Raw genomic sequence first — 13,154 nt, 5'->3', positions numbered from 1 at the left:
GAAGGGGCGACCGGATCCGATCCGGCCGCCCCTTCGTCATGAGGGCTACTCCTCGGCGTCGGCCTCGGCCTGATGCTCCTGCTGCTGCTCGGTGTCGACCTGGGCGGGAGGCAGGTCCTGGAGGAACTGGCGGTCGCTGTTCGGGTCGCCGCTCCCGTCGCCGGCGAGCGGATCCTGCGCGCTGACGTCGTCGGCGGGGATGTTCTCTCGTCCGTTCATGTCCTGTCCTCTCACGCGGGGCGCCGGGTGCGCCCGTTCGCAGGCGAGTCTGCCCGCCCTCGGCGGAGGACGGGATCCCCTGGTGCGATCGGACGCGCAGTGATAGGCGCGATCAGCCCCGGAGAGCGGCGCTGATCCAGCGGGCGTACTGGTGCCAGGGGTCGCCGCCCTGTTGCAGGACCGCGATGTGCGCGCGGATCTCAGGCGTCAGCGTGAACCACTCGCCGCCTTCGCGCGCAGAGGCGAACTCGCGGTGACGCTGCTGTTCGCGCACCCGGTCGCCCTGTTCGAAGGCGAGGAGCTCGTCGTGACGGATGCTCGCCAGGCGGCGCCGCGGCTGCCTGCTCGTGCCGATCTTCACCCTGCGGTCGTAACGGAGGTAGTACACGACGTCGATCCGCGGGAACGGCAGGTCGGGGTCGGGGGAGTCCCCGTAGCGCCAGTCGCAGAGCGCGCAGTGCCAGGCGTCGTCCGTCCGCAGCCCGGCGAGACCGCCGCACAGCGGGCAGGGTCCGGGGAGAAGGCGGGGTTTCGGCACCGGAGCAGCGTACGTCGTCCCTCGGACATCGCCGCCATCTGGCAGCAGCCGGCGCTCCTGTCAACCACTGCCGCGGAGCGTCGTCCCTTGCCAGACTCGGCCTATGGTCTTCATCGGATTCCACGCCTCCCACGAGCAGATCCCGCCCAGCGCCTTGCTCGATGCGGTCGTCAGCGCGGAGTGGGCGGGCTTCGACGGGGCGATGTGCTCCGATCACCTGGCCCCGTGGCTGCCGGAGCAGGGGGAGTCGGGGTTCGCGTTCAGCTGGATCGCCGCGGCGCTCGCCCGCACCCGCTTCCCGATCGGCATGGTCAACGCGCCGGGACAGCGATATCATCCGGCGATCGTCGCGCAGGCCTTCGGGACGCTGGAGGAGATGTTCCCCGGGCGGTTCTGGGCCGCGCTCGGCAGCGGGGAAGCCATGAACGAGCACGTGACCGGCGACGTCTGGCCCGCCAAGGACGTCCGGAACGCGCGGTTGCGCGAGAGCGTGGACGTGATCCGCCGGCTGCTGGCCGGAGAGGAGGTCGACCATGACGGTCTCGTGCGCGTGCACCGCGCGCGGATCTGGACCCGGCCGGCGCAGCCGCCACCCCTCTTCGCCACCGCGGTCAGCGCCGAGACCGCGGAGTGGGCGGCCGGGTGGGCGGACGGGCTCGCGACCGTCGCCCAGGAGCCGTCCGCGCTCCGGAGGGTGGTCGAGGCCTACCGCTCGGCCGGGGGACAGGGGCCGTGCATCCTGCAGACGCACGTGAGCTGGGGCGCCGACGACGCCGAGGCGTACGCGACCGCGAAGGAGCAGTGGCGGCAGGGAGTCGTCACCCCGCCGCTTGCGTGGAACATCGAGCAGCCGGAGGACTTCGACGCGGCGGTGGGCGAGGTCGACGAGGCGGGGCTGCGCGCGGCGGTCCTCGTGGATCATGACGCCCGTTCCCTCGCGGGACGACTGGCGGAGCTCGTCGGCGTCGGCTTCGACCGGATCTACCTGCACCACGTGGGCCGCGAGCAGACCGGGTTCCTGAAGGCGGCCGCGTCCGAGATCCTGCCCGCCCTGAGAGAGCGCACATGAAGATCACCGACACGAGCGACCTGTGGTGGAAGACGGCCGTCGTCTACTGCCTCGACGTGGAGACGTTCCTGGATGCGGACGGCGACGGCGTCGGCGACCTCCGCGGCCTCGCGCAGCGGATCGACTATCTGGCACAGCTGGGCGTGACGTGCCTGTGGCTCATGCCGTTCTACCCCTCTCCCGACCTCGACGACGGCTACGACGTCAGCGACTTCTACGGCGTGGACCCTCGCCTGGGCACCCACGGCGACCTCGTGGAGGTGATCCGCACCGCCCGCGACCGCGGCATCCGCGTGATCGTCGACCTCGTCGTCAACCACACCTCCGACCGTCACCCGTGGTTCCGCGCGGCGCTCCGGAGCGTCGACTCGCCCTATCGCGACTACTACGTGTGGCGGGACGATGCGCCGCCCAAGGGCCAGAAGAACACGGTGTTCCCCGGGCAGGCCGACGGGATCTGGACGAAGGACGACAAGTCCGGGCAGTGGTACCAGCACAGCTTCTACGAGCACCAGCCCGACCTCAACATCGCCAACCCCGTGGTCAGGGACGAGATCGCGAAGGTGATCGGATTCTGGCTGCAGCTCGGCGTCTCGGGTTTCCGGGTGGACGCCGTGCCGTTCCTCCTCGAGGTCCCGAAGACGGCCGACATCCCCGACCCGCACGAGCTGCTGCGGGATATGCGACGCTTCCTGCAGCGTCGGTCCAGCGAGGCGATCCTGCTCGGCGAGGTCAACCTGCCGTACGAGGAGCAGCGGGCGTACTTCGGGGGCGCGGACGGCGATGAGCTGACCATGCAGTTCGACTTCGTGGCGATGCAGGCGCTCTATCTGTCGCTCGCTCGCCGCGACCCCGCGCCGCTCATCGAAGCGCTCACGGCCCGCCCGGTTCTCGGACCGGAGGTGCAGTGGGCGAACTTCCTCCGAAACCACGACGAGCTCACCCTCGACAAGCTGACCGAGGCCGAGCGCCAGGAGGTCTTCGAGGCCTTCGCGCCGGACGAGAGGCAGCGAGTGTTCGGGCGCGGGATCACCCGACGGCTGCCGCCGATGCTGGAGGGCGATCCCCGGAGGATCCGGATGGCCTACAGCCTGCTCTTCACCCTCCCCGGGACGCCGGTGCTGTTCTACGGCGAGGAGATCGGGATGGGCGAGAATATCGCCATCGAGGGACGGCAGGCCGTTCGGACGCCGATGCAGTGGTCGGCGGATCGCAATGGCGGCTTCTCCGATGCGCGTCCCTCTCGCCTGGTCGCGCCGGTGCCGACGGACGGCTATGCCCCGGCGCACGTGAACGCCGTCGCGCAGCTCGAGGACCGGGGGTCGTTGCTGCACTTCATCCGCGATCTGACCGCGCGCTACCGGGTGTCTCCGGAGCTCGGGTGGGGGATGTTCCGCGTCATCGATCAGCCGCAGGACGCCCTGCTGGTGCACTCCCTGGAGGCCGATGTCGGGCTCACGATCGCCGTCCACAACTTCGCCGAACGGCCGGCGACGACGCGGTTCCGGCTGGGGGAGGAGCCCGCGGGTACGACCCTGGTCGACCTCCTCGACGCGCGGCGCGTGCCCCTCGACGACGACGGCGGGGTGGAGCTGGAGCTTCCCGCGTACGGCTATCGGTGGCTGCGGGTCTTGCGCCCGGGGGACGGCAGGGTCCTGTGACGATCCGGAAACACCGAAGGCCCCGGATGACCGGGGCCTTCGAAGGGATTCTGTGGGCGATACCGGACTCGAACCGATGACCTCTTCCGTGTGAAGGAAGCGCGCTACCAACTGCGCCAATCGCCCATACCCGTGGGGTACGTCAACCGATACTACCCGACCGGAAAGCGCTCGGATGACCAGTCCGGGAGACACGCGCGAGATTCGCCACGGGTTTGGCGGAGCGCGGATCATCGGCTAATGTTTCATAAGTGCCCGGGACAACCGGGAACGAAATGCGGATGTAGCGCAGTTGGTAGCGCACAACCTTGCCAAGGTTGGGGTCGCGAGTTCGAGTCTCGTCATCCGCTCGAGTGCAGTAGATCTTCTCGAAGATCGGCGGCACGTGGGGTCAATCCACACGGTGGCGTGGCCGAGCGGCTAGGCACCGGCCTGCAAAGCCGTTTACACGGGTTCGAATCCCGTCGCCACCTCACGGGAAAACTGAATAGCCCCAACGGGCGCGATTGGCGCAGCGGTAGCGCGCTTCCCTGACACGGAAGAGGTCACTGGTTCGATCCCAGTATCGCGCACCACCTGAAACCCCCGGTTCTGCCGGGGGTTTTTCTTCCCCGCACGCCGTTCCCCCCGCTCCTCCCTCGCGCAGGGTCGCAAATCCGCGCGCGGTCGCAGCCTCACGGCAGAGCTCTGCGACCTCGGTGCGAATCTGCGTTTCGGTGCCGCCGGGATCGAGTTCGAAGATGTGTTCGAATATCGGTATCCTGGACGAGGCCGGAGGAAGGAGCCGGTGTGGGGAACTCGGGTCACGCGCTCTCCGCGTACAATGACATGCGGTCGCAGCATCAGGCCATCGAGGCCGCCGCACGCCGCGGCCCCCTGCAGTCCCTGTCCGATCGCGAGCTCGCCCTGCGTGAGTCCGCCGTCACCGTCTATCCGCACGCGCTCCAGCGGCGGGTGCGGGCGTGGGTGCGGTTCGGCCCGGAGGCGATCCGCGTGGAGGCCAAGATCGTCCGCTCCACTCCGCTCGCGGCTGGCATCGAGTTCCGTGCCGGCGAGCGCACGTACCGCTGCTGGGTCTGGGGGAACGCCGTCCAGCCGGTGGAGGGGTGACTCCGAGAGTGGACACCACTCGCACGATCTGTTCGTTTCCCGTCCGCACATCGGCGTCTTCGGCCCCACGGGGTGGTGCCGATGACAGGGTGGACCGACATCACCACCTGCGATCGACGATCGCTCTTCCGTGGGACGAGATTTCGTGGCGATCACCTCAGGAGGGCGGACATGGGCAGGTTCATCTACGAAGGAAGCACCAAGGTCGAGGTCGAAGACCGCGCGCTGCGACATTTGCAGCTGGTGATGACGGCGAAGCTGCGGCGGGGCGAGCCCTTCCCGTACACCTGGAAGGAGGACGCCAGCATCGGGGGCGGACGGATCACCGTCTGGATCCATGCCGGGAGCTCCATGGTGTTCAAGTACGTGGGGAGCCGTCAGCCGGAGGTCAATCGGGCCTGGGTCGACGCGCTGGCGTACACCGCCAACTCGCCGAACGGCCTGTATCTCGTGCCGGAGCCGGCTGGCAGCGCCGTCACCAAGAATCTGGACGTGTCGTAGGCCACCGGGCCGCGACAGTCGGGACGCCCCCTCCGCGAGGCGAAGTGGAGGCGTCCCGACGTGGTGCAGCGAGGCTCAGACTCGCCGTCGCTGCGGCGCGGCGACGCGGACCCCTCTGAGCCCGCACCTCAGTCGAGCAGCGTCTCCCCGATGTAGCCGCCCTCCGCACAGCCCGGGGGCACGGCGAACACGGCGGATCCGATCGGGACGGTCCACTCGTTGAGCAGGTCGAGTTCGTCGAGCCGTTGCTGCATGGGGACGAACTGCCGCGCGACGTCGGCCTGGAACGCGGCGAAGAGCAGTCCGGACTCGGAGACGCCGTCTCCGGCCGGGCGCTCGTCGTAGTTGTACGCCCGGCGGAAGATGCGTTCCGTGCCGTCACCGCGAGCGCGCCGGATGTGCGCGAACGCCGGGATGACGGGGAACCCGATGGCCGTCGTCGCGTCGAAGTCCGGCTCGTCGAACTCCGACGTCCCCGTGAGCGGCGCACCGTCGCGGAGCGTCCGCCCCACCGAGGCCTCACGGCCTCCGCGATCCAGGCGGTCCCACGCGTCGAGGTCCATGCGGATGCGGCGGAGGACCATGCCCGTGCCGCCGGCCAGCCAGCCGTCATCGCTCCAGACCACCCGGTCGAAGTCGTCGGTTCCCGGCTGCGGGTTGCTCGTCCCGTCGACCTGCCCGAAGAGGTTGCGCATGGTCGTCCCCGGTCGCTCGGTGCCGTGCGCGCGGCGGAAGCCCTGCTGGATCCACCGGACGGTCGCGAAGCCGCGCGCGTCCTTCAGGAGCATGCGCTGCGCGTGCGCGACCGTCAGGGGATCGTCGGCGGCGAGCTGGAGGAGCAGGTCTCCCTCGCTGAACCCCGGCTGCAGGCGATCCACCCGGAAGGCGGGCAGGGGAGCGAGCCAGGACGGACTGCTGCCGCCGGCCCGTGCCACGAGAGCCGGGCCGAAGCCGAACGTGACGGTCAACCGGGCGGGGGCGACGGCGAGCTCCGGCTCGGAGTCCGCCAGCGCCCCGCGTCCCTGGGTCAGCCGCGCCGCATCGTCCGTGAGGATACGCAGGAGCCGGCGAAGTCCGTCGCGGTCGACTTCCGGCCGGAGATCGAGCGCCACGAACGAGCCGTGCGCCTGGGCGGGGGTGTCGATCCCGGCCTGATGGACGCCGTGGAACGGAACGGTGAGGGAGCCGTTGAGCGGAGCACGGGCCGCGGGAGCCTCCGTGTCCGCTCGCGTGAGGGCGAGGTCCGCCCCGACCGCGACGGCGGCCCCGACACCGGCGACAGCCCCTCCGAGAAGGAACTGCCGCCGGGTCGAGCCGGTGCGGCCGGTGCGCGCGCCCGAGACGCGCGCGGACATCAGTGGTCCATGCCCTCGTGGTCGTCCGCGCCGTCGTAGTTCTCGTTCGCGCCGGAGTAGTCCTTCACCGGCGCGGCGAACTCGAACGTGGAGTCGTCCGACAGGGTGACGGTGAAAGCGATCTCGTCACCGGCTTCCAGAGGCTCGGAGAGGTCCATCATCATGATGTGATTCCCCCCGGGCTCGAGGGCGACGCGGCCGCCGGCGGGGACGACGAAACCTCCGGCGATCTCCCGCATGACCATCTCCCCGGCCTCGTTCTCCACGGTCTCGTGCAGCTCGATCATCGGCGAGGCGGCGGAGGCGACCGATGTCACCGTCACGTCCTCCTCGCCCTCGTTGACGAGCACGCCGAAAGCCGCGGACATGCCTTCATCGGCCGACTTGACCCAGGCGTCGTCGATCCGGAGGACCTCACCGGCGGGGGCGCTGGTCGGCGTTTCGGCGGTGGGCGCGGTGCACCCGGTGAGCGCGAGGAGCGAGAGGACGATCGCCGCGCCGAGGCGGGGGAGGGAGGTGCGAGTGTTCATGATGATGCCTTTCAGGAGTTCTCTGCCGTGTCGTCGCCGGATTCCGGCGCCACGGCGGCCGCGCGACGGCGGCGGAGGATGAGGAGGAGGACGGCGAAGACGGCGACGGCGACTGCCGCCCCTGACCCGCCGACGAGCAGGACCCGGATCGGATCGCCCGTCTCGTCTGCGTTCTGATCCGATGCGGTCGACGATCCGCTCGGGGCGGACGCGGTCGGCCCCGGGTTCCCGGTCGACTCCAGCGGAACGGCGTCTCCGATCGCGAAGGGGATGATCCCCGCGATCGGGTGCCCGTCCTCGGAGACGACCTGCCAGCGCACCTGGTACCCGCCGTCCGGCATGTCGGGCAGGAGGGCAGCGGTGACGTTCCGTCCGCGGACCTCCACTTCGCCGGTCGCCCAGTCCTCACCCTCCGCGTCGACGACGAGGACGACGGCCCCGGCGGTCGACTCGTCGAGGACGAGGAGCTCGCCCGAGAACGTCATCGTGACGCTGACGGGCGCGGTGTCGAGCCGTTCCCCGTCGGCAGGGCTGCTCTCGATGAGTTGGTCATGGGCGGTCGCCGGCGCTGCCGTCGCGAGGATCGCGACAGCCGCCAGCACCGCCCCGGCCGCGAATCTGCGGACAGGGGACATGGAAGAGCCTCTCTTCAGACGTCGCCGAGCGACGCGGGTACCTGCGTTCGAACGCGCGTCACCGGGGACGGCGCGAGGACGCACCGCACGGCGGGAGGCCGCGGGCGCGGATCAGAGCGCGGGGAGAGCGGGCGGGGCGCGCCCGAGAAGCGGAGTGAGAAGGCGAAGACCACGGCCCGCCGGCACGAGGAAGAGCCCGGCGAGGCGGAACGGAGAAGCGGCGGAGCGCGGGGCGAGCGTCACGTCCGCACGTCGACGCACCCAGCGGACCAGTCGGACGGCGAGATCGCGCAGGGTGAGGAGCAGCCGCTCCCCGCGGTGGAGAGCCGCCACAGTGAGGAGGGAGGCGAGGGCGTGCCCGAGCCACATCGAGGCGTCGATGGTCGCGACGACCGCGGAGCCCTCGACCGCAGGGAGGACGAGCGGAGCGCCGTGCACGTGACGGACAGCCACGCCGGACGCGCTGACCGTGCCGAGCACGAAGAGCACGTGGAAGAGGAACTGGCTCACGGCCACGGAGAGGGTGAGCCGGGTGAGGGAGAGCCTTCGTCCGGCGAGGAGCACGCACACCATGAAGGCGAACAGCCAGGGCACCAGGATGCCGAGAGGACCCGGCATCTCCCCGCCGCCGCTCACGTGACCCGCCAGGGCCACGAAGATCGCGAGCGACGAGGTCGCGAAGCCCCGCACGACGGCGGGCTTGCGGGACGGGCTCACGGGCACCAGTCTGCCATGCGCCGGTGGTCGCCGCGGGCGTGAGCCAGGCGTCAGCTCCGCGGTGCGCCCGAGCGCTTCACGACGTCGTAGGCCGCGAGCGCTGCCTTGCGGGTCTCGCCGAGGTCGACGATCGGCTCAGTGGGGGCGTCTGCGGCCCAGCGCCCGATGTACTGCCCCTCGCCGTCGAACTTCTTGGCCTGCAGCTCCGGGTTGAACACGCGGAAGTACGGGGCGGCGTCGGCACCGGAGCCCGCGACCCACTGCCAGTTGAACGGGTTGCTCGCGTCATCGGCGTCGACCAACGTGTCCCAGAACCACTCCTCGCCGAGCCGCCAGTCGATGAGAAGATTCTTGACGAGGAACGATGCCGTGACCATCCGCACCCGGTTGTGCATGTACCCCGTGTGCCAGAGCTCCCGCATGCCCGCGTCGACGAGGGGGACTCCGGTCTCGCCGTGCTGCCAGAGCTCCAGGCGTGCGGGATCCAGCGGAGGCCACGGGAACGCGTCGAACTCGCGCCGCAGGTTCTTCGTCGCGAGATCGGGGAAGTGGAACAGCGTGTGCCAGGCGAACTCGCGCCAGCCGAGTTCCGAGAGGAATCCGCCGGCGCCGTCGACCTCGATCGCCTCGTGCCACACGGTGAAGGGGCTGAGCTCGCCCCAGCGCAGACGCGGAGACAGCCGGGAGGTGGCACCGGCAGCCGGCGCGTCGCGAGCGTGGTCGTACGTGCGGAGGTCTTCGGCGAGGAAGTGCTGCAACCGGCGGCGCGCGGCGGGCTCGCCGGGCTCCCAGGTGTCGCGCAGACCGCCCGCCCAGTCCGGGGTGGTGGGCAGCAGCCCCCAGTCGTCCAGCGCGTCGGAGGAGAGCCGCGTGCCGACGCCGCGAAGCTCGCGGGGCTCGGGGAGCGGAGCGCGCGGGGCCGGAAGGGCCAGACAGGCCCGCCAGAACGGCGTGAAGACGGAGTAGTGCGTGCCGCTCCCGGTGGTGACGGTCCACGGCTCGTGGAGGAGCGACCCGGCGAAGGATTCCACCTGGAGACCGTCGTCGCGCAGGGTCGCCTTCAGCCCGGCATCGATCTCGCGTCCGGCCGCCCCGTAGCGGCGGTTCCAGAACACCGCTCCCGCACCCGACTCGGCGACCAGTTCTCGCACGACCCGGTCGGCGGGCCCGCGCCGCAGCACCAGCGTCGCCCCCTTCTCACGCAGTCGTCCGGCGAGCGAGGCCAGCGAATGGTGCAGCCACCAGCGCGCCGCGCCGCCCAGCGGACGGATGCCGGGGGACTCCTCGTCGAGGAGGAAGAGCGCGATGATCGGTTCGTCGCGCTCGACGGCGGCACGCAGCGCGGGGTTGTCGGCCAGGCGGAGATCGTCGCGGAACCAGACGATCGAGGGCGACGTCATCGGGTCGCCCACAGCGCCCAGGCGATCAGCAGAGGCTGCAGGAACAGGCGGCCGAACCGCCGCTGGTCCGTGTCGAGCCCCGGCGTCGAACGCCCGGTGCGCCACTGATGCCAGTTGCCGGGGAAGACTGCGGCGAAGAAACCCGCCGTGGCCCATCCCATCCGTCGGCGCTCGCGGGGCAGGGCCACCAGCCCCGCCGCGAGCGCGACCTCGGCCGCACCCGACGCCAGGACGATCGTGTCCTTGTCCATCCGGGTCAGGCGGGTCGCCCAGTCGGGCACGACGACCCGGAACCCGCGTGTCTGAGTGAAGTGCAGCACGCCCATCGCCCCGAGGGCGAGAGCGAGGAGCCAGCGGGCGATCGTCCGTGTCATGCGCCCACGCTATCGTCCCCGTCGGACGCCGCGGCTGTCACACTGAGGCGATGACCGTGCTGCGCATCACCGTCCTCTTCCTCCTCGCCGCCGTCGCCGAGATCGGCGGCGCCTGGCTCGTCTGGCAGGCGGTGAAGGAGGAGAGGGGCTGGCTGTTCGCGGTCCTGGGGGTCATGGCGCTCGGGGCCTACGGGTTCATCGCGGCCCTGCAGCCGGATGCGAACTTCGGCCGTGTCCTGGCTGCGTACGGCGGGATCTTCATCGCCGGATCCCTCGCCTGGGGCGTCATCGTCGACGGATTCCGCCCGACCTCGTGGGACGTGATCGGCTCCGCGGTGGCGCTGGTCGGGGCGGCGATCATCATCTTCGCGCCGACGGCCGCGGATCCGCTGTCGGAGACCGCCGCGTGACGGTCGGCGACCTGCGAGCGGACGAGTAGCCTAGATCCAGACCCAGATGGAGTGATCAGTGCCTGAAAACGCCCAGCCGACCGACGGCTTCGCCCTGTTCTCTGACCGAAACGTCGTCGCCATGCGCGTCGGCGGCGTCCTGAAGGACCTCGCTGCGACGGTCACCGAGACCGACGACGTCGAGCCCGTCACGATCGACAGCCCCGACGGCCTGAACATCCTGCGTCACTCGACCGCGCACGTGCTCGCCCAGGCGGTGCAGCGGATCAACCCGCAGGCGAACCTCGGCATCGGTCCGCCCATCACGGATGGCTTCTACTACGACTTCGGCGTCGACACGCCGTTCACGCCGGAGGACATCAAGGCGATCTCCAAGGAGATGCAGCGCATCGTCCGCGAGGGCCAGCGCTTCGTCCGTCGCGTCGTGACCGACGAGGAGGCTCGTGCGGAGCTCGCGGACGAGCCGTTCAAGCTCGAGCTCATCGGGCTCAAGGGCCCTTCGACGGGCTCCGAGGGCGAGATCGCCGAGGGTGCCTCCGTCGAGGTGGGGGAGGGCGAGCTCACGATCTACGACAACACCACCCGCGACGGCGAGGTCGTCTGGAAGGACCTCTGCCGCGGTCCGCACCTGCCCAACACGCGCATGATCGGCAACGGCTGGGACCTCACCCGCATCGCCGCCGCGTACTGGCGGGGAAGCGAGAAGAACCCGCAGCTCCAGCGCATCTACGGCACCGCGTGGCCGACGAAGGACGAGCTGCGCGCCTACCAGGAGCGCATCGCCGAGGCCGAGCGCCGTGACCACCGCAAGCTCGGCGCCGAGATGGACCTGTTCTCCTTCCCGGACGAGATCGGCTCGGGACTGGCGGTGTTCCACCCCAAGGGCGGCATCATCCGCTACGAGATCGAGGAGAACCTGCGCAAGCACCTGCTGCGCAACGGCTACGACCTCGTCAACAGTCCGCACATCACGAAGAAGGATCTCTTCATGACGTCCGGGCACCTGCAGACCTACGCGGACGGCATGTTCCCCCCGATGCACCTCGACGAGGTCGTCGACGATGAGGGCAACGTCACCCGCCAGGGCCAGGACTACTACCTCAAGCCGATGAACTGCCCGTTCCACAACCTCATCTTCCGTTCGCGCGGGCGCTCCTACCGGGAGTTGCCGCTGCGTCTGGCCGAGTTCGGCACGGTCTACCGCTACGAGAAGAGCGGAACGCTGTCCGGACTCACCCGCGTGCGCGGCCTGACCCAGGACGACGCGCACATCTACGTCGCCCAGGACCAGGTCAAGGAGGAGATCACCACCAACCTGAACCTCGTGCTCGACCTGCTCCGCGACTACGGCCTCAACGACTTCTACCTCGAGCTCTCGACGAACGAGGAGGGCAACCCGAAGTTCCTGGGCGAGCCCGAGCAGTGGTCGACCGCGATCGACACGCTGCGCGAGGTCGCGATCGAGTCCGGTCTCGAGCTCGTGGCCGACCCCGGGGGCGCCGCCTTCTACGGACCGAAGATCTCGGTGCAGGCCCGCGACGCCATCGGCCGCACCTGGCAGATGTCGACCATCCAGCTCGACTTCAACCAGCCCGACCGCTTCGAGCTGGAGTACACCGGTCCCGACGGGCAGAAGCACCGGCCCGTGATGATCCACCGGGCGCTCCTCGGCTCCGTCGAGCGCTTCTTCGCGATCCTCCTCGAGCACTATGCCGGCGACTTCCCGCTCTGGCTCGCGCCGAGCCAGGTCGTGGGCGTGCCCGTGGCCGAGCAGTACGGCGACTACCTGGATGACGTCATCGCGCAGCTGCGCGCGGCGGGCGTGCGGGCCGACGTCGATCACTCCGATGACCGCATGCAGAAGAAGATCCGCACCCACACCACGGCGAAGGTCCCGCTCATCCTCATCGTGGGGGAGCAGGATCGCGCCGCAGGCACGGTGTCGTTCCGCTTCCGCGACGGCACGCAGGAGAACGGCGTGCCGGTCGCCGACGCGGTGCGCCGGATCGGCGCGGCCATCACGTCGCACGCGCTGGTGCTGAAGGCAGGGGATCTCGCATGACGGGCGGTGAGGCGGACCTCGAGGACGCCTCCCGTTTCGTCGGGGTGCCCGACGAGTTCCAGCGCCTGTGGACCCCGCACCGGATGGCGTACATCCAGGCCGGGCCGGAACCGTTGCGCGAGGAATGCCCGTTCTGCGAAGCGCCGAAGTACCCGGATGCGGAGCGGCTCATCGTGGCGCGCGGGGAGACCGCGTACGTGCTGCTGAACCTCTTCCCGTACAACTCGGGGCACCTGCTCGTGTGCCCGTACCGGCACATCGCCACCTACGACCAGGCGACGCCCGAGGAGGTCGCGGAGATCGGCGCCCTCACGCAGACGGCGATGCGCGTGCTCCGCGAGGTCTCCGGCTGCGACGGCTTCAATCTCGGCATGAACCAGGGTGCGGTGGCCGGAGCGGGCGTGGACGCGCACCTGCACCAGCACGTCGTGCCGCGGTGGCGCTCGGACGCGAACTTCTTCCCGATCATCGCCAAGACGAAGGCGCTCCCGCAGCTCCTCGGAGAGGTGCGGGAGGCCGTCGCGGAGGCCTGGCCCGCCGCCGAACGCTGAGTCGTCGCGTCGGCGTCCCAGA

15 protein-coding genes and 4 tRNA genes are annotated in these 13,154 nt (G+C 70.2%); 10 read left to right on the top strand and 9 right to left on the bottom strand.

The window, feature by feature from the left end; genetic code table 11:
- Positions 1-45: 45 nt before the first annotated feature.
- Positions 46-219: a hypothetical protein gene (locus BK819_RS16785; protein WP_177173807.1), complete on the bottom strand. Its 174-nt coding sequence runs from the start codon at positions 217-219 to the stop codon at positions 46-48.
- A gap of 112 nt (positions 220-331) precedes the next feature.
- Positions 332-757: a GIY-YIG nuclease family protein gene (locus tag BK819_RS08230; protein WP_071328673.1), complete on the bottom strand. Its 426-nt coding sequence runs from the start codon at positions 755-757 to the stop codon at positions 332-334.
- A gap of 103 nt (positions 758-860) precedes the next feature.
- Here BK819_RS08230 and BK819_RS08225 point away from each other — a divergent pair, with 103 nt between their 5' ends.
- Both BK819_RS08225 and BK819_RS08220 read left to right on the top strand, forming a co-directional pair.
- On the top strand, positions 861-1,826 hold the full coding sequence (locus tag BK819_RS08225; protein ID WP_071328672.1) for a TIGR03885 family FMN-dependent LLM class oxidoreductase: 966 nt from the start codon (positions 861-863) through the stop codon (positions 1,824-1,826).
- Positions 1,823-3,487 carry an alpha-amylase family protein gene (locus BK819_RS08220; protein ID WP_071328671.1) on the top strand — a complete coding sequence of 555 codons (1,665 nt, stop codon included), beginning with the start codon at positions 1,823-1,825 and terminating at the stop codon, positions 3,485-3,487. Before BK819_RS08225 ends, BK819_RS08220 begins: the two co-directional genes overlap by 4 nt.
- 53 nt (positions 3,488-3,540) lie before the next feature.
- On the opposite strand, the gene BK819_RS08215 is transcribed toward BK819_RS08220, so the two are convergent.
- Positions 3,541-3,613: transfer RNA gene (locus BK819_RS08215), tRNA-Val, on the bottom strand.
- 151 nt (positions 3,614-3,764) lie between these two features.
- Here BK819_RS08215 and BK819_RS08210 point away from each other — a divergent pair.
- The 5 genes from BK819_RS08210 to BK819_RS08190 all read left to right on the top strand — a co-directional run bounded on the left by BK819_RS08210 (position 3,765) and on the right by BK819_RS08190 (position 5,098).
- Positions 3,765-3,837, top strand: a tRNA-Gly gene (locus BK819_RS08210).
- A gap of 52 nt (positions 3,838-3,889) precedes the next feature.
- A tRNA-Cys gene (locus BK819_RS08205) sits at positions 3,890-3,960 on the top strand.
- Between the two features lie 27 nt (positions 3,961-3,987).
- Positions 3,988-4,062 (top strand) — tRNA-Val (locus tag BK819_RS08200).
- A gap of 253 nt (positions 4,063-4,315) precedes the next feature.
- Positions 4,316-4,597 carry a hypothetical protein gene (locus tag BK819_RS08195; protein WP_071328776.1) on the top strand — a complete coding sequence of 94 codons (282 nt, stop codon included), beginning with the start codon at positions 4,316-4,318 and terminating at the stop codon, positions 4,595-4,597.
- A gap of 171 nt (positions 4,598-4,768) precedes the next feature.
- Positions 4,769-5,098 carry an ATP-dependent DNA ligase gene (locus tag BK819_RS08190; RefSeq protein ID WP_071328670.1) on the top strand — a complete coding sequence of 110 codons (330 nt, stop codon included), beginning with the start codon at positions 4,769-4,771 and terminating at the stop codon, positions 5,096-5,098.
- A 128-nt stretch (positions 5,099-5,226) separates the two neighbouring features.
- Here BK819_RS08190 and BK819_RS08185 read toward each other — a convergent pair whose 3' ends face one another.
- The 6 genes from BK819_RS08185 to BK819_RS08160 all read right to left on the bottom strand — a co-directional run bounded on the left by BK819_RS08185 (position 5,227) and on the right by BK819_RS08160 (position 10,109).
- Positions 5,227-6,453, bottom strand: coding sequence for a Dyp-type peroxidase (locus tag BK819_RS08185; RefSeq protein WP_071328669.1), 1,227 nt, complete (start codon positions 6,451-6,453; stop codon positions 5,227-5,229).
- A complete protein-coding gene (locus BK819_RS08180) occupies positions 6,453-6,983 on the bottom strand; it encodes a copper chaperone PCu(A)C (protein ID WP_071328668.1) in 531 nt (176 codons plus the stop codon). Before BK819_RS08180 ends, BK819_RS08185 begins: the two co-directional genes overlap by 1 nt.
- Positions 6,984-6,994: 11 nt before the next feature.
- Positions 6,995-7,618, bottom strand: a complete 624-nt coding sequence (locus BK819_RS08175) for a copper resistance CopC family protein (RefSeq protein ID WP_071328667.1) — start codon at positions 7,616-7,618, stop codon at positions 6,995-6,997.
- Between the two features lie 111 nt (positions 7,619-7,729).
- Positions 7,730-8,335, bottom strand: a complete 606-nt coding sequence (locus BK819_RS08170) for a hypothetical protein (RefSeq protein WP_143049263.1) — start codon at positions 8,333-8,335, stop codon at positions 7,730-7,732.
- Positions 8,336-8,385: 50 nt separating this feature from the next.
- Complete coding sequence (locus tag BK819_RS08165; RefSeq protein WP_071328775.1) at positions 8,386-9,735, bottom strand: deoxyribodipyrimidine photo-lyase; 1,350 nt, start codon at positions 9,733-9,735, stop codon at positions 8,386-8,388.
- Positions 9,732-10,109, bottom strand: a complete 378-nt coding sequence (locus tag BK819_RS08160; protein WP_071328665.1) for a hypothetical protein — start codon at positions 10,107-10,109, stop codon at positions 9,732-9,734. The genes BK819_RS08165 and BK819_RS08160 overlap by 4 nt, the downstream gene beginning before the upstream one ends.
- A gap of 50 nt (positions 10,110-10,159) precedes the next feature.
- On the opposite strand from BK819_RS08160, the gene BK819_RS08155 reads away from it, so the two are divergent.
- The 3 genes from BK819_RS08155 (at position 10,160) to BK819_RS08145 (ending at position 13,132) form a co-directional block, all read left to right on the top strand.
- Complete coding sequence (locus BK819_RS08155; protein ID WP_071328664.1) at positions 10,160-10,519, top strand: YnfA family protein; 360 nt, start codon at positions 10,160-10,162, stop codon at positions 10,517-10,519.
- Positions 10,520-10,640: 121 nt separating this feature from the next.
- Entirely contained in the window at positions 10,641-12,581 is a 1,941-nt protein-coding gene (gene thrS / locus BK819_RS08150; protein ID WP_256209420.1) for a threonine--tRNA ligase, read from the top strand.
- Positions 12,578-13,132: an HIT domain-containing protein gene (locus tag BK819_RS08145; protein ID WP_071328662.1), complete on the top strand. Its 555-nt coding sequence runs from the start codon at positions 12,578-12,580 to the stop codon at positions 13,130-13,132. Before thrS ends, BK819_RS08145 begins: the two co-directional genes overlap by 4 nt.
- Positions 13,133-13,154: the final 22 nt, after the last annotated feature.

This window comes from Microbacterium sp. LCT-H2 (assembly GCF_001866135.1).
Lineage (GTDB): Bacteria > Actinomycetota > Actinomycetes > Actinomycetales > Microbacteriaceae > Microbacterium.
This window is presented reverse-complemented; position numbering and strand designations above follow the sequence as displayed.